The sequence below is a fragment of the Rhizobium altiplani genome (assembly GCF_001542405.1).
GTDB classification, from domain to species: Bacteria; Pseudomonadota; Alphaproteobacteria; order Rhizobiales; family Rhizobiaceae; genus Rhizobium; species Rhizobium altiplani.
This window is the reverse complement of the sequence record NZ_LNCD01000099.1, coordinates 1-15,514: the sequence shown is the minus strand read 5'-3', so window position 1 is coordinate 15,514 and position 15,514 is coordinate 1. Positions and strand designations below refer to the sequence as shown.

At 58.0% G+C, this 15,514-nt stretch carries 16 protein-coding genes; 11 read left to right on the top strand and 5 right to left on the bottom strand.

Features of this window, described 5'->3' with window-relative positions:
- Nucleotides 1-360 precede the first annotated feature (360 nt).
- Nucleotides 361-777 (bottom strand): Lrp/AsnC family transcriptional regulator, encoded by a 417-nt coding sequence (locus AS026_RS23295; protein WP_028748640.1) that lies wholly within the window; start codon nt 775-777, stop codon nt 361-363.
- Between the two features lie 260 nt (nt 778-1,037).
- On the opposite strand from AS026_RS23295, the gene AS026_RS23290 reads away from it, so the two are divergent.
- From AS026_RS23290 to AS026_RS23270, 5 genes are read left to right on the top strand one after another with little or no spacing between them, the layout of a single operon-like run.
- Nucleotides 1,038-1,814, top strand: a complete 777-nt coding sequence (locus AS026_RS23290) for a transporter substrate-binding domain-containing protein (protein ID WP_051321156.1) — start codon at nt 1,038-1,040, stop codon at nt 1,812-1,814.
- A 27-nt stretch (nt 1,815-1,841) separates the two neighbouring features.
- Complete coding sequence (locus AS026_RS23285; protein WP_028748638.1) at nt 1,842-2,498, top strand: amino acid ABC transporter permease; 657 nt, start codon at nt 1,842-1,844, stop codon at nt 2,496-2,498.
- Nucleotides 2,495-3,151 (top strand): amino acid ABC transporter permease, encoded by a 657-nt coding sequence (locus tag AS026_RS23280; protein ID WP_028748637.1) that lies wholly within the window; start codon nt 2,495-2,497, stop codon nt 3,149-3,151. Before AS026_RS23285 ends, AS026_RS23280 begins: the two co-directional genes overlap by 4 nt.
- A complete protein-coding gene (locus AS026_RS23275) occupies nt 3,148-3,912 on the top strand; it encodes an amino acid ABC transporter ATP-binding protein (RefSeq protein WP_028748636.1) in 765 nt (254 codons plus the stop codon). The genes AS026_RS23280 and AS026_RS23275 overlap by 4 nt, the downstream gene beginning before the upstream one ends.
- Before the next feature lie 38 nt (nt 3,913-3,950).
- Nucleotides 3,951-5,105: an amidohydrolase gene (locus AS026_RS23270; protein WP_028748635.1), complete on the top strand. Its 1,155-nt coding sequence runs from the start codon at nt 3,951-3,953 to the stop codon at nt 5,103-5,105.
- 682 nt (nt 5,106-5,787) lie between these two features.
- Here AS026_RS23270 and AS026_RS23265 read toward each other — a convergent pair.
- Genes AS026_RS23265 through AS026_RS23250 form a run of 4 tightly spaced genes read right to left on the bottom strand, consistent with a single transcriptional unit; the run spans nt 5,788 to nt 10,429 of the window.
- Entirely contained in the window at nt 5,788-7,044 is a 1,257-nt protein-coding gene (locus tag AS026_RS23265; protein WP_028748634.1) for a cysteine desulfurase-like protein, read from the bottom strand.
- A gap of 59 nt (nt 7,045-7,103) precedes the next feature.
- Nucleotides 7,104-7,685, bottom strand: a complete 582-nt coding sequence (locus AS026_RS23260; protein ID WP_007539317.1) for a cupin domain-containing protein — start codon at nt 7,683-7,685, stop codon at nt 7,104-7,106.
- Nucleotides 7,686-7,703: 18 nt separating this feature from the next.
- Nucleotides 7,704-8,948 carry a M20 family metallo-hydrolase gene (locus AS026_RS23255; protein ID WP_082728512.1) on the bottom strand — a complete coding sequence of 415 codons (1,245 nt, stop codon included), beginning with the start codon at nt 8,946-8,948 and terminating at the stop codon, nt 7,704-7,706.
- Nucleotides 8,933-10,429 (bottom strand): aldehyde dehydrogenase, encoded by a 1,497-nt coding sequence (locus tag AS026_RS23250; protein ID WP_028748632.1) that lies wholly within the window; start codon nt 10,427-10,429, stop codon nt 8,933-8,935. Before AS026_RS23250 ends, AS026_RS23255 begins: the two co-directional genes overlap by 16 nt.
- A gap of 250 nt (nt 10,430-10,679) precedes the next feature.
- Between AS026_RS23250 and AS026_RS23245 the strand changes: the two genes are divergently transcribed.
- The 6 genes from AS026_RS23245 to AS026_RS44280 all read left to right on the top strand — a co-directional run.
- On the top strand, nt 10,680-11,462 hold the full coding sequence (locus AS026_RS23245; protein WP_028748631.1) for an ABC transporter ATP-binding protein: 783 nt from the start codon (nt 10,680-10,682) through the stop codon (nt 11,460-11,462).
- The gene (locus AS026_RS23240; protein WP_028748630.1) at nt 11,455-12,186 is read left to right on the top strand and encodes an ABC transporter ATP-binding protein; all 732 of its coding nucleotides are present in this window, start codon (nt 11,455-11,457) and stop codon (nt 12,184-12,186) included. The genes AS026_RS23245 and AS026_RS23240 overlap by 8 nt, the downstream gene beginning before the upstream one ends.
- Complete coding sequence (locus tag AS026_RS23235; protein WP_007539304.1) at nt 12,183-13,082, top strand: branched-chain amino acid ABC transporter permease; 900 nt, start codon at nt 12,183-12,185, stop codon at nt 13,080-13,082. The genes AS026_RS23240 and AS026_RS23235 overlap by 4 nt, the downstream gene beginning before the upstream one ends.
- The gene (locus tag AS026_RS23230; RefSeq protein WP_028748629.1) at nt 13,082-14,089 is read left to right on the top strand and encodes a branched-chain amino acid ABC transporter permease; all 1,008 of its coding nucleotides are present in this window, start codon (nt 13,082-13,084) and stop codon (nt 14,087-14,089) included. The genes AS026_RS23235 and AS026_RS23230 overlap by 1 nt, the downstream gene beginning before the upstream one ends.
- 21 nt (nt 14,090-14,110) lie before the next feature.
- The gene (locus AS026_RS23225) at nt 14,111-15,283 is read left to right on the top strand and encodes an ABC transporter substrate-binding protein (RefSeq protein WP_007539300.1); all 1,173 of its coding nucleotides are present in this window, start codon (nt 14,111-14,113) and stop codon (nt 15,281-15,283) included.
- Nucleotides 15,280-15,514 (top strand): cyclase family protein (locus AS026_RS44280; RefSeq protein ID WP_144443507.1); only part of this gene is annotated, 235 nt, incomplete at its 3' end. The genes AS026_RS23225 and AS026_RS44280, both read left to right, overlap by 4 nt.

Genomic DNA, 15,514 nt, shown 5'->3' with positions numbered 1-15,514 from the left:
CTGTGCTTAATGGGGGTGGGTGTTGGTGGGGTCTTGTATCCGAGCGATGAGTGCGCCTGGAAATGGTTGTACAACACGACGACAGAACACCCACGGGACCGCCGTTCGCGAGCTTTTGTATCCGTGGCATCCCTGGTCCGGGCGGTTTGTTCACGTCCATGAGGCGTTGTCCAAAGGGACGCATATTTTCCGCTGCAACCTTTCTGGGTCTTCTTCTGATCGACTTCTTGAAGTCCCAGCATGGATGTTCGACCGCTCCGTGAGTGGTTTTTGGCGCAGCCTGCAAGTTCCGCACGTCGCACGTCGATATCGCGACACTGCATAGTTTGGCGAAGTTACTGGAAGTCGCCGATGCTTCATCTACGCGGGGCCAAGTATGATGAAGGTCTCGCTTTTTGCGATCCCCTCGCGCGAACGGACCGCTGTCACAAGCGCGTTGAGTTCGCTCATGGTGGAGACCTCGACTTCCGCGATCACGTCCCAGGTCCCATTCGTATTATAGGCAGCAGCAATTCCTGGAATACGCTTGATCGCCGCTATGACCCCCTTGACTGGGGAGTCGGCAAATTCAATCAGCATAACAGCTCGAAGCTGATCATCGCGAACTTCGTCCCGCAGACGGACCGTAAACCCCCTGATGTCCCCGTTTTCGATCAAGCGATCGAGACGCCTCTGCGCCGTTACCCTCGAGACCCCTAATATTTGCGCCAGCTGAGGAATAGAGGCGCGGCCGTTGATGCGGAGCTCGGCGATCATACGGTGATCGAGACTGTCCATCAAGAAGTGTACCTTTTGGTGACCGTGTGTATCGAAATCGTCAGTTTAGCTTAAAAATAAACACTTTGCGTTCTTTTTCGTGCAGCGTCTTCAGCATAATTTGGGCACAACAAAAACGGGGAGCACGCTGACGTCTAGTCTGGCGACGCAGCGTCAATCGCGACAATCCAGTGGCACCTTCCTCTTCAGCCCCGTCGGGCTGCGACTCTTTGCGTTCATCGAAGATTTTTGGTTGCGAAACCCCACCGGAGGAGAAGAAAATGGGATCATTCAAGCGTATTGCGGCTGCAGTTGCCGTGGCCGCCAGCATGTGTCTTGTGAATGTCGCTCGTGCGGACGATTTGGAGAAAATTCAGTCGGCGGGCAAATTGTCGGTCGCCATGTCTGGCGTCTTCCCGCCGTTCAGCTTCGTCGACGACAACAACAAGGTCGTTGGCTTCGACGTCGACATCGCATCTGAAATCGCCCGGCGGCTGAAGGTCGAGCCCGAAATTATCACAACGCAATGGGACGGCATCATCGCTGGCCTCCTTACCAAGCGTTATGACACGATCATCGGTTCGATGACGATCAACGAGGAGCGCAAGAAGGCAGTCGACTTCGTCGGCCCCTATTACCGATCAGGCATTGGAGTGTTCGTAAAAAAGGGTTCGTCCTCGACCAAATTGAGCGACCTCGATGGCAAGACCGTTGGCGCGACGCTCGGCGAGGTGTCCGAGAAATGGGCGCGTGACCAAAAGAAGTTCGATGTCCGAACCTATAAAGGACTGCCGGAGCTGATGCTTGAGCTCAATTCCGGCCGAGTTGATGCCATTGTATCCGACGACGTGCCCGTTATCGTGGCCATCCACAAAAGCGGCGCTGCCATCGAGCAGATCAAGGACAGCAGTTTGCCGAAGTACGATATCGGCATTGCTATCCGAAAGGAAAACCCTGAACTCGCGGCCGCGATGCAGAAGGCGCTCGACGATATGATGGCAGATGGCACGTACGAAGCCATCGCGAAGAAGTGGATCGGAATGGACATTCGAAACTAATTGTCCTCCCGGACGAAAGCTTCCGCCATGGATATTAATCTCATATTGAAGATATTGCCGTTCGTGGCGGAAGCTGGCTTGATGACCATCAAGCTCGCCGTCGCGAGCTTCATGATCGGGGTGGCAGTTTCTGCACTGCTGGTAGCCGCGCGATTCTCCACGCATTTTGGAATCCGCGCAATCGCTACTGCCTACGTTAGCGTCATGCGCGGCACGCCTCTGTTGGTCCAGCTATTCCTTGTTTTCTTTGGAACCTCCCAATTCGGAATGGAGCTGACGCCTTTCGTCGCCGGCATCCTCACGCTCGGTTTCAATATCGGAGCCTACATGTCCGAAGGGATGCGTGGTGCGATCCTGTCGGTGGACAAAGGCCAGACGGAGGCGGCAAGGACCTTGGGCTTTGGTCGCTTCGACACAATGCGTCTATTCGTGCTTCCTCAAGCGCGGCCCCTTGTGTTGAGGTCGCTTGGAGTTAACACGGTCATTCTGACAAAAGGCACTGCGCTAGTCTCAACAATCGGGGTCGTCGAGCTGACATATTCAGCCCAGCGCTTCGTCACTTCGACTTACAAGCCGTTCGAAGTCTTCGGAGTGGCTGGCGCGGCCTACATCATCATTATCGCTGTGATCCTTGCAATAGCGCGCTTCGCTGAGGCGTCTTACGGAGGAGCGACCGCTCCATGACCCTCGATTTCGGTGTGATACTTCCTTACTGGCCGGTGATCCTCCAGGGGCTGGGATGGACCGTTTTGGTGACGGCCCTTGCGGGAACGCTCAGCATCGTTCTGGGCACGGGCATTGCGCTCACCGCGCAATACGGAGCGGCGGCGCTCATCGTCCCCATGAGAGCGATCATATTTCTGTTTATGGCGACCCCGTTGTTGCTACAGCTTTACCTTCTGTACTACGGGCTGTCGCAAATCGGCATAATGCTCCCGGCCTTCTGGACGGGCGTCGCGGGACTGGGAGTGCACTACGCAGCCTATAATGCGGACATTGTTCGCTCGTCCTTGCAGGCTGTCGATCCAGGTCAGACGGAAGCAGCAAGAACGCTCGGCTTCGGCCGCTGGGCGACGCTCAGACATTTCATCGTTCCGCAGGCCCTATTGATAGCGTTCCCGAGCGTCGGGAATAACTGCATCATTCTCCTCAAGGATACGGCAGTCCTCTCGGTGATTGGTATCACCGAGCTGGTCCTGGAGTCCCAGCGGGCAATCAGCGAAACCTATCGACCCTTCGAATTCTATTTCACCGCTGCCGTTTGCTACTACGTCGTCAACCTGGTGATGGAGTGGTTGCTCGCCGGCGCAGCCAGAAGAGCGGAGGAAATCCGATGAAAGCAGATTCAACAATGATCAAGTTGCAACAGATCCGTAAGTCCTACGGTAGCCTCGAAGTGTTGAAGGGGATTGATCTCAGCGTTGAGCGGGGAAAAATTGTCTCGATCATCGGTCCGAGCGGCTCCGGCAAGAGCACCCTGCTACGCTCGATCAATATGCTGGAGGCAATATCAGGCGGCGAGATTTGGCTCGACGGCCAGCAGGTGAACCGGCCGCTCAAGGGGTGCGCTTTCGAAAAGCATATAAACCAGATCCGACAGCAGATGGGCATGGTGTTTCAGCAGTTCAATCTATTCCCGCATTTAACAGCGCTGCAGAACATCACGATTGGTCCCATTCGGCTGAAGGGACTGTCCAAGAGAGAAGCTGAGGACCTCGGAAAAACGCTACTCGCGAAAGTCGGCCTGTCGGACAAGGGAAACGTGTTTCCAGCCCGTCTGTCTGGCGGTCAGAAGCAACGTGTCGCCATCGCGCGGGCTCTTGCAATGCAGCCGAAGGTGATGCTTTTCGACGAGGCCACCTCGGCGCTCGATCCGGAACTGGTCGACGAGGTCAACCTTGTCATGAAGCAGCTCGCCAGCGAACACATGACGATGCTCATTGTGACGCACGAGATGCGATTTGCAGCTGAGGTTTCCGACCACGTCATGTTTATGGACGCCGGCGTCGTCGTCGAACAAGGACCTCCGGACGAAATCTTTGTCAATCCTAGCGAGGGGCGCACGAAGAGCTTTCTGCGCAAGCATTTGGCGTCGTAAAAAATTGGCGCTCATCAACGTTTCGAAGGAGTTCAGACTTGTTTCTAACGAGCGAGCAGCTTGACGAAATTACAACGTTCAGACATAGCCTCCATCGCCGCCCGGAGATTTCTGGCGAAGAAGTCGAGACGGCAAGCGCAGTCATCGATGCGCTTCGCGCCGTTGGCGCGGACGAGGTTTTAACCGGGATCGGCGGGCATGGTGTTGCGGCGATCTTTTCAGGCAGGGAAGATGGGCCAAGCCTGATGTTCCGCTCCGAGCTCGACGCATTGCCGATAGACGAAATCTCCGACCTTCCCTACCGATCCGAGGTTCCCGGCAAGGGCCATCTTTGTGGCCACGATGGACACACGGCCACTCTCATTGCGCTCGCCAAGGGACTTGGCGAAAGGCGCCCTTCGCGCGGAAGAGTGGTCCTGATGTTCCAACCATCGGAGGAGAATGGCGTCGGCGCGGCGGCGGTCGTCGCGGACGCGAAGTTTGCTGCGATCAGACCAGACCTGGTCTTCTCGCTTCACAATTTCCCAGGACTTCCTCTTGGGCATAGCGCATTGAGGGAGGGTCCCATCAACTGCGCGTCCCGAGGATTGAAGATCGCATTGACCGGAAAGACCGCCCATGCGTCTTCGCCAGAGGAGGGAACAGCACCGACATTCGCTGTTGCAAGGCTGCTTGAGGGGCTCACGGCCTTGGGCCGCGGCATGACCGTAGATGAGCATTTCCTGCAGGTGACAATTACCTATGCCAGATTGGGCGAACGCGCCTTCGGAATCAGCCCTGGATATGCCGAGGTTTGGGCGACACTCCGAGCCCTTTCTGATGACGCGATGGCGGAGCTGGTCACAGCTGCTGAAAGGCTCGTTCACCTTGAAGCTGAAGCGGCCGGCCTAACTGTAAGCATAGAATACCAAGACGTATTCCCCCAAAGCAGCAATGCGCCCCAGGCTGTTGCCGAACTGAGAAAAGCCATGACGGATGAAGGCGTGAGCTTCGATGATGGCAATGGAATATTGCCCATGCGAGCCGGAGAGGACTTCGGAGTGTTCGGACGCGTTGCGCCATCGGCGATGTTCTTTCTTGGCGCCGGAGTTAATCACCCTGGTCTTCACAACCCAGACTTCGACTATCCGGATCCCCTGATCGGTATTGGGGCGGGAGTTTTCATGCGAACAGTTCGCAACATCCTTGGCTGATTGAAATTGGGGCTGGGCCGGGACAAATTTGCCTTGACCCAGCGCCATCATAAACTAGCGGTTCAATGTGCGGCGGCTGTCGCAACTGCGTCTACACATACCCTTCATCTCACGACCGAACGATCGGTTGGGCGATAGTGCCGCCAAACAGCCGATAGCTGCTATTTGGGCGACGAGCGGAACAGGAAATCGCTTTGTCCGGCCGGTCGGCGATGGCGCGAATAAAAGAACAGAGAGCTTCGCAAACGCTAACAGGTGGGGGAGTGTCTCCGCAGTTCGGCAACTTTTCCAGGGCCCGGCTTGTTTCCAGCGGTAGATGCGGTTAGCGCCCGACGCTCCGTTCTCCTAACGGCCGAACGTTGTCAGGATGCAAGGAAGCGACCTCCCATCGCAGATCACCTCGACGCGGAGTTACCGGGGCCGTATCGTCTGGCAGCCCGCGCCCCGAGAGGAGCCGGTGACGGCGCTCACGGCACGGCGCGGTTGCGCTGACAACTGGCGGCCTTGCCGATTTGCTGATCCTGTCGTTTTGGAAGCGCAGCGTGATGGTAACCCGGCGTCCAATTCTTGACTGTGGGGCAATCCGCGGCATGGAAGACCGGCCCCGTTCGCGTTTGAACATGGCCGGGTAGTTCATCACCGTTGCCCCCGGCTCGCACTTTCCCTTGCGGATCCGAAACAGCTAGCGGGACAGGATTCCCGAGATCTCTGTCAGAGTGCGGTCGATCTCTTCGAGAGTATTGTAGTGCACTGGGCCGATACGCACGCCGCCGCCCGAATCGAGGATGCCGAGCCGAAGATTTGCTTCCAGCCCATAATTGTGGCCGCTCCAAACATGAATACCCTTCGAAGCCAAGTGGCGAGCAATGTCGGCCGATGGAACCCCTTCCGCCACAAAGGTTACAGTCGATACGCGGCGATCGAGGCTTCTGGCATCACTGATCCCCAACACCCGAACTCTGTTGTGCGCTCGAAGCCCGTCGATCAGCTTGAGAGCCAACAGATCGTCATGATGTTTCATGGCCTTATAGCCACCGTCCAGACGTGCGCGGAGACCGGACGCGGATGTGGTGCCTGCGAATTGGTCGCCGAGCGCCGCTATGTAGTCAATAGCGGCATGGACCCCAGCCAACTGCTCCCGGTTCGTCGTACCGTTGGTAAATCGCCATGGCAACGTATCGGACGCTGCGCGTACCTTATAGGGTCTCACCCGGTCGAGGACGGATCTGCGGCCCCAAAGAAGGGCATAGTGCGGACCGAAAAACTTATAGGCGGAGCACACGAGGAAATCGCAGCCGAGCCGCTGGACATCTATCAATCCATGAGGCGCGTATTGCACGGCATCCACGTAGACAAGTGCGTCGGCACGGTGCGCGATCTGCGCAAGCGCTTGGACGTTGTTTATTGTGCCGGTGATGTTGCTTGCGTATCCGACTGCGACCAGCCTGGTTTTGTCGCTGATCAGCTTGACGAGGTCGTCCGGATCAAATTCATAGGTTTCGGTTGAGAAATCCAGCCACTTGACGCTCAAGTTCAGGTCCTCTGCAAGCATCAGCCACGGAGCGACGTTCGCGTCGTGATCCATGCGCGAGAGTATTATCTCGTCGCCGGCGCTCAACAGCGAGCCTATGCTGCGCGACATGGCAAAGGTGAGGGCGGTGGCGCTTTGGCCGAAAAAGACCTCGCCTTCTTCGTAGGCATTGACGAAGGCCTCCGCCGCCCGGTGTGCAGCCTCGACCCTTGAGGCCGCTTCAAGCGACGTGTCGAAAAAGCCCCCAAGGTTTCCGTTCGCATTGATCATCATATCGGTCATGCGTTCGATCACCGAGGCGGCGACCTGCGTCCCCGCGGGATTATCAAGGAAAACTGCCTGCCGATCGTGTTTCTTGCGTTGGAGCCCGGGAAAATTCCGTCTAACCGATTCAACGTCATAGTTCATTCTTTAGGTTCCTTGGCGGTTGATAGACCCGCAGTGACGACGTCAAAGGCGGGCTCTGATCAGAAAGTTGGCGGAGTGTTGACCCACAGAATCCTCGCTTCACCGTCGCCCAGGTTCTGGTAGGAATGGGGAAGCGGGGACTCGAAATAGAAGGAATCTCCCTCATGGAGGAGGACTGGATGACCGTCGACTGTCAGCTCCAGGGTTCCAGCCAAGACGTAGCCGAACTCCTGCCCCATATGGCTGATGGGTTCCGAACTCCCGCCTCCGGCCGCCACGACATGGATATTGATCTGCAGAAGATATCCCGGGCCGCTTGGGACAAGTTTTTCGAGGGTAACCTGGTTTCCCGCGCGTCGATGGCCTGTAACAAGCCGGGCCCTCTCGTTCTGGCGTACGACAAGCACCGGCCCGTGATCCTCCGCAGGTGTCGCGAACAACTCGCTCATGTTCGTACCGAGGGCTTGAACCAATTTGTGAAGCGTCGCCATCGAGGCTTGCGAGCGATCGTTTTCGAGCTTTGAGAGATAGCCTTCCGTCACACCGATCTTTTCGCCAAGCTCCGCTAGGCTGATGCCCATAAGCAGACGGGCGTGCCTGAGCTTCGCGCCGATCTTGAGTGACTGATCTTGGTTTTGCATGGTCCGGCCTTTTCCCCTCTAAGCCTTGGCGGCCTCTAAGACCGCACGGCACAGTACTTCGCACCCATCCCCTACATGCATGGGCTCGGACCACTCAAGTGGGTTGTGGCTGATGCCGTTTCGCGAGGGGATGAAAATCATCGCGGAGGGCACGACGGCCGCGAGGTTGCTGGCGTCGTGCATCGCACCGCTGGGGAGGCGCAACGATGGCATCGACAGGGAAGACGCCACTTTCTCGACCGCGTCTTTAAGGTCGCGATTAAACGAAGCAGGTCGAACGTTCATGATGCGGTTGATGGAGAACCCGAAACCCAGCTTCTTGAGCGGCTCGCCCTGATCGGCCATGAGCCGCTCGACCCTGTCGAGAACGTGTTCGTCGATATGACGCAGATCGAGCACCAGCCGCGTGCGACCGGGTATGGTGTTGGTGGAATTCGGCTCGACTTCGACACGGCCGAATGTGACCCGAACATCAGGGTCGATGTCCATAGCTCGTTCGACAAAGCCCAAGGCGTATCGTGACGCCGCGAGAAAGCTGTCCCGGCGATTGTTCATGGGGGTCGTCCCGGCATGAGCGTCCTGGCCGAGAAAATCAATTTCAAACCATCGGACTCCCTGGACACCTTCCACGATGCCGATCGTTGCGCCGGCATTCTCCAGCACGGGGCCTTGTTCGATGTGCATCTCGAAATAGGTCGATATTTGCGGAGGGCGATCCTGCCCCGCATATCCGATGCGTGCGAGTTCGGCGTAGTATCGGCTGCCGTCGGAACTGGAGATCGAACTCTCGTCGCCAGCTGGCAAGGCGCCGACGAAACCGCACGATCCCGTTAGCCCAGGTTTGAAGCGAACGCCTTCCTCGTTGGTCCAATTGACGATGGCGATTGGCGCCTCGGTTTCAATCCCGGCGTCGTTCAGCGCCCGGACGATTTCAAGTCCTGCCATGACCCCAAGCACACCGTCGAAGCGACCGCCATGGGGCTGGGTGTCAAGGTGGCTTCCAATCAGCACCGCGGGCAGATCATCGCGAGCGCCGGGGCGGATCGCATAAATGTTGCCGAAGTTGTCGACACGCACCTCGCATCCGGCCGCGGTCACCCAGAAGCGGAAGAGATCGCGCGCCTCTTTGTCTTCGTCGGTCAGGGAGAGGCGGCAGCTGCCGTTTCCTTCAATCGCGCCGATTTCCGCAATGCGCATGATCGAGCTCCAAAGCCGGCTCGAATTCGTGAGAGTGGCAGCGCTGTGCGTCAAAGGGCGATCCACGTCGTTTTCAACTCGGTGTATTTGTCGAAGGCATGAAGCGATAGGTCTCGCCCGGTCCCCGATTGCTTCACGCCGCCGAACGGAGTCCTGACGTCAACGTTGTCGACAAGGTTGACGCTGACGCTCCCCGCATGAAGGCGCCGGGCAACGCGGTGCGCCTGCGAAAGGTCGTTTGTCCAGACCGAGGCGCCCAAGCCGTAAATGGAGGCGTTTGCATACCCGACCGCCTCGTCTTCGCTTTCGAACCGGGTGACGGCCAGAACCGGGCCGAATATCTCGTCCTGCGATAGCGTCGAACCAGGCTCCACATTGGTGAAGATTGTCGGCTCGATGAAATAGCCTCCGCTGCCGGTCAACGCTCTGTCGCCGCCTGCAACCAGCGTCGCGCTCTTTTTCCCGAGATCGATATAGCCACTGACTTTTTCGAGATGCTCCTCGCTGACGAGCGCGCCCATTCCTGATGCGGGGTCGAGCGGGTCGCCGGGCTGAAATTTCGAAACTTCGCCCTTCAGCCTTTCAACAAACTCGTCATGGATTGACGCGTGAACGTAGAGCCTGGAGGTCGCCGAACATACTTCGCCCTGATTGAAGTAGATTCCAAGGGCCGCGGCGGACGCAGCCGCTCCGATGTCGGCCACGGCCGGGAAGACGATGTTGGCGCTCTTTCCGCCGCATTCAAGCCAAACCCGCTTCATGTTCGATTGGGAGGAATAGCCAAGGAACATCTTTCCGACCTCGGTGGAGCCCGTAAAGGCAACACAGTCGACGTCAGGATGAAGTCCGATTGCCCGTCCCGCATCCGCTCCCAGGCCTGGGAGGACGTTGAACACGCCCGGGGGAATACCAGCGTCCGCAGCAAGTTCTGCCAGTCGCAAAGCACTCAGCGGCGATTGTTCGGCGGGCTTTAGAATGACGCTGTTGCCCGCCGCCAGTGACGGCGCGCATTTCCATGCAGCCATTTTCAGTGGAAAGTTCCAAGGGACGACAGCGCCGACGACGCCAACGGGCTCGCGGGTCACCATCGCCAGTCGGTTTTCGTCGGTCGGTATCACCTCGTCCACAAGCTTGTCGACAGCTTCCCCGTACCAGCGAAACACGGCGGCCGCGCTCGGCACGTCCAGTTTGGTCGAGTCCGTTATCAGCTTACCCATATTCATGGTTTCGAGGAGCGCCAGCTCTTCGCGGTTCTGCATGATCAGGTCCGCCAGGCGCACCAGCACACGGCCGCGCTCGGCCGGATCGCAACGCGACCAGTCACCCTTGTCGAAGGCCTTGCGCGCCGACCGGACCGCGGCATCGACATCGGAGGCATCATAGGCGCCGATAGCTGCCAGTATTTTCCCCGTGGCGGGGTTTACGGCGTCAAAGGTCTTCCCGCCCGCCGGATCTACATGCTTCCCGCCGACGAAGGCGCGGGTGGGGATTCGAACGGATTTTGCCGCATCGTGCCAAAAATCTTTGGAGTGCGAGACATCACTCATGGGCTGAGGTCCTCCTTCATTTTCGCCCATTGCTATTGTCACGAAGAGGCCATGTCAAGTGACTTTCCTGCCCAGAATTCAGAGTGATTCATTATAAACCATTGAAAAGAAGATATTTAGCAGGGCTGACCGAATGTATCTAGGTGATATTGGCTCCGATGTTGCTCGCGTAAATTCACCATAGGATAGGTACTTGACTATTTGGAAATAGTCTTGCCTTATGCGAAAAAACTAGAGGAGGGGCTGCGGAATGGTCGACGCGTCGAGCGACGAAATTTTGCTTAGAACCAGAGGGCTCACCAAAAGCTTCCGAGGGTTGATCGCGCTTCGCGATCACCAGATCGATTTGCGCAAAGGCGAGATTGTCGGCGTCATCGGGCCGAACGGGTCGGGAAAGAGCACGCTGTTCAACTGCATCACCGGGTTTTCGAAACCCACCGCGGGAGAGGTGTTTTTCAGGCACGACCGCATCAGCGGTTTGCGACCATCCGCAGTGGTCGCAAAAGGCCTGGCGCGGACGTTTCAAGGCTCCCGGCTATTCGTATCTCTGACGGTGCGGGAAAATGTCAGGGCCGCAGCTCATCTGAGGCACCAGACGAACATCTTCGAAGCCGTTCTGCTCACCAGGCGATATTTTGCGACGCAGGAGGCGGCAAACGGCCAGGCGGAGGAACTTCTCTCCTTGGTGGGGCTGTCACACCACGCCGACCGGCTCGCTTGCGAACTTCCTTACGGCGATCAGCGACGGCTCGAGATCGCCAGAGCGCTGGCGACCGCCCCCGACATCCTTCTGCTCGACGAGCCCGCCGCGGGCCTTGATTCCGCAGAGACCAAACAGCTCGCCGACTTGATCAGACGTATCCGGGACAGTCGAGGCGTGACGGTCGTCGTGGTCGAACACGACATGGACCTGATCATGAATCTCTGCGAGCGCATCCAGGTGCTGGCTGCAGGAGAGGTTATCTGCGTCGGAACACCACAGGAAGTGCGCGCGCACCCGCGGGTGAGGGAGGCCTATCTCGGCCATGAATAGCAATGCGGGCACTCGGCTGGAAATCTCGAATCTCACCGTCTCATTCGGCGCCGTGCGCGCGTTAAAGGGGGTCACGCTCAGCGTGGGGCATGGGGAGGTCGTAGCCTTGTTGGGCTCCAATGGCGCGGGCAAGACGACCACTTTAAGAACGGTATCCGGTCTCACAAGGCCGTCATCCGGCGCCGTGACGTTCGAAGGGACGAGTATTCTCGGCCTCACTCCTGAGAAAATCGTCAAGCTGGGCATTTCCCAGAGCCCCGAGGGAAGGCGGCTTTTTGGCGGCTTGAGCGTCGCCGACAATCTGCGCCTGGGAGCCAGTACAAGGTCTGACGCTCATCAAGTCGCGGCAGATCTTGACAACATGTTCACGCTGTTTCCGATCATCAAGCAGCGCATGTCGCAACTTGCAGGAACCCTCTCGGGCGGAGAACAGCAACAAGTGGCTTTGGCACGGGCATTGATGGCCTCACCACGGCTTCTGCTTCTCGATGAGCCGTCCCTCGGCGTCGCACCGCTCCTTGTCCGGCATATTTTCGAAGCCCTTCGAGAGCTAAAGCGGCGCGGCATGACGATGCTTCTGGTCGAACAGAACACGGCTCTGGCTCTGGACCTGGCGGATCGCGCATACGTGCTTCGAAATGGTCAGGTCGTGCTTACCGACGAAGCGTCCGATCTTCGGGTAGGCGACCGTGTCGCTCAGGCCTACTTGGGAGCATCACAATGAATTTCTGGGACTATGTGCTTCAACAGCTCCTGAATGCGGTAAGCCTCGGCAGCCTCTACGCCCTCGTCGCAGTCGGGCTTTCGATCATATTCGGGATCATGCGTCTGACCAATTTCGCCCATGGGGACGTCATGATGGTCGGAGCCTTCGGTGCCGTTCTCTCCATCGCTGCAGGCGTTCCATTCATTCCGGCAATCGTCATAGGCGTCGCTGTCGCCTCAGTCCTGGGCATCCTCATTGAACGCATCGCCTATCGACCCATCCGCAAAGCGCCGGATGTTGCGCGTCTGCTGACAAGTCTCGCGGTGACATACATTCTCGAGAATGTGGGTATTGTCATCTTCAGTTCGTCGCCGCGCAACTTTCCGATACCAACGTGGCTCGATGGGTCGTGGCAGCTCACAGGGGGCATCACCCTCACGAACATTACCCTGTTGACGATCGCGGTTTCGGCAGGCTCGCTGGTGCTGCTTGGCTGGTTCACCACGCGTACCACCGCGGGACTGGGAATGCGTGCCGCCGCTGAGGATGCGGATGCCGCGCAGCTTGTGGGCCTCAACGTCAATAAGCTGATTGTCATCGCCTTCCTGCTCGCCTCGGCCTATGCCGGGCTGGCCGGGGTCTTGTGGGCAGCTCAGGCGGGGGCGGTCGATCCCCAGATGGGCTTTACTCCGCTGCTGAAAGCCTTTGTGGCAGCGATCATCGGCGGTTTCGGCTCGATCGCCGGCGCCCTAGTGGGCGGGTACATGTTGGGTGCCTTGGAAATTCTGATCGTCGCTTTCCTGCCTTCGTCCGTGTCGCCCTACAGGGACGCGATCGTCTTCGCGTTGCTCATCGCTTTCCTGCTGTTCAGGCCCGGCGGCCTTCTCCAACCCAATCGCGAGATCAAGCTCTGATGTTGAAGTCACACGCAATCGGCGTCGCCCTCATCGCGCTCGCCATCTCGGCAGCATGGCTTCTGCCTGCAATAGCCAGCGACTATGTCAGCCGGATATGCCTTCTTATGGCGCTCAACGGCATCTTCGTGCTTTCGCTTGCGCTGACCAATGGCTTTACCGGGGTTTTTTCTCTCGGTCACGTTGGTTTCATTGCGGTCGGGGCTTACGCTTCGGGCATTCTCTCCCTTTCCGTTCAGCAGAAGTCGGCGCTGCTCCCCAACCTTCCTTTCTTGATCGCCCAAATGCATCTCGGGTTTTTCCCAGCCACCATTGTGGCTGGACTGATCGCGGCAGCTCTCGCGGTTATCGTCGGATTTCCGCTCATGCGACTGTCGGGTAACTTTGTGTCCGTCGCCACGATGGGTTTTCTCATTATCGTGAATGTCGTGCTGATCAATGCAAGCGACTTCACGCGCGGAGCCCGCACGTTCACAGGGGTGCCCGTCGACGCCAATTTGATGTGGGCGGTGGGGTGGCTCGCCATCACCTTCTATATCCTATGGCGTCTTGTTCATTCGCCCTTCGGACGAGCGATGAAGTCGGTCCGGGACGACCAGCTCGCCGCCAGCGCAGTCGGAATAAGCGTATTGCGAACGCGTCTGACCGCCTTTGTGGTGGGTGCATTCTTTGCAGGCGTCGGCGGATCGATCTTTGCGCACTACCTCGGTTCGTTTTCGCCGAAGACGTTCTACTTTGCGATGACAATGAACATCGTTGCGATGTTGGTCCTTGGCGGAATGGGGTCGCTCTCAGGGGCCCTGATCGGCGTCGTTTGCATATCGCTGATCACAGAAGTCCTACGGTCCGTGGAGAGGGGCTTCACACTTGGTGCCTTCGAAGTCCCGGCCGTTTTCGGCGCGAGCCAGATCATCCTCGGACTCATCTTCATAGTTGTCATGATCTTCAGGCCGAAGGGGATCATGGGCGACCGGGAGTTCACTCTCGGTTCAAAAGCTCGGCAATAACCAAGCAAAAGGGGTAACACTATGCCAAGCCTTTCCAGGCGTGCCACGCTCACTCTCGGAATGATGGCCGCGATGATGCTCGCGACCACAGCCTCCGCCGCCGATGCGATCAAGATCGGATTTCCGGCCAATATCACGGGGATCGAGGCTTCATTTGACGGACCCATGTTGAACGGCGCGAAGCTCGCGGTGTCGGAGATCAACGCCGCCGGTGGTGTTCTTGGCCGCCCGATCGACCTTGTTACCTATGACACCAAGAGCGACACTGCGACGATCTCGACGGTCACGAGCCAGATGATCGAGAGCGATAAAGTCAAAGCGTTTATCGGTTTTGCCGATCCGGACAGCGTGTTGGCGGCGGCTCCTCAGATCGAAGCCGCAAAAATTCCTTTGATCACGCCTGGCGCTACGTCGCCGAAGCTTCCCCTGCAGGTCGGCACGCAGGTTTTCCTGGCCTGCTTTGGGGATAACGTCCAGGCGGCGGTCGGAGCGGAGTTCGCGCTCGAGAAGCTCAATGCCAAGAAGGGGTACCTGATCACCGACATGGGTATGGAGTATACGACCCTGCTCGCCGAATACTTTACGAAAGCCTATGAGAACGGTGGCGGCAAGCTGCTGGGAACGGATACCTACAAAACCGGCGACAAGAACTTTACCGCCCAGGTGACGAAAATCAAAGCCCTGGGTGAGAAGCCGGATTTCATTTTCATCTCGGCTGGAGGCGACGACATCGGCCTTATCCTCAAGCAACTGCGCCAAGCCGGGGTCGATATCCCTGTCGTCGGCGGTGACGGCTACGACACGCCGCTTCTCTTGGAGATGGGTGGTCCGGCTGCCAACAACACCTATTTCACGACGCACAGCTTCATTGGTGAGGGCGCTTCGCCGAAAGTCGCCGCGTTCATGGAAGCATACAAGAAAGCGTACGGGCGTGCTCCGGAGAACACCTTCGCAGCTCTCGGCTACGATGCCATGAAGCTGATGGCGGACGCCATCAAGCGCGCCGGCAGTGACGACCCGGCAAAAATCCACGAGGCCATCAAGACGACTGCTGGCCTTGAAGGTGTCACCGGTACGATCACCTACAAGGACGGCAATCCAGTGCCGGAGAAGTCCGTGACCGTCATCGGCGTGAAGAATGGCAAGCTCTACCTTGCTTCGGAAGAAGCCCCTTCGTTCGTGCCGGCACCATGACCCGTCCCTCCCGACACCCTTTGTGGGATATGTATCGGGAGGTGATCTCCTCGGCTGACTTCGTAGACCTGACCCATGCGTTCGGTCCGGGTCAGCCGAGGTTTTCAAGCTTCCCCGATGAAGAGAGAAGGCTCGTGATGGATTTCGACAGAGGCGATATCGCACAAGTCCATCGCTATAGCTTCGTCGGTCAGTGGGGGACGCATGTCGACCCGCCTGTCCATTTCGTTA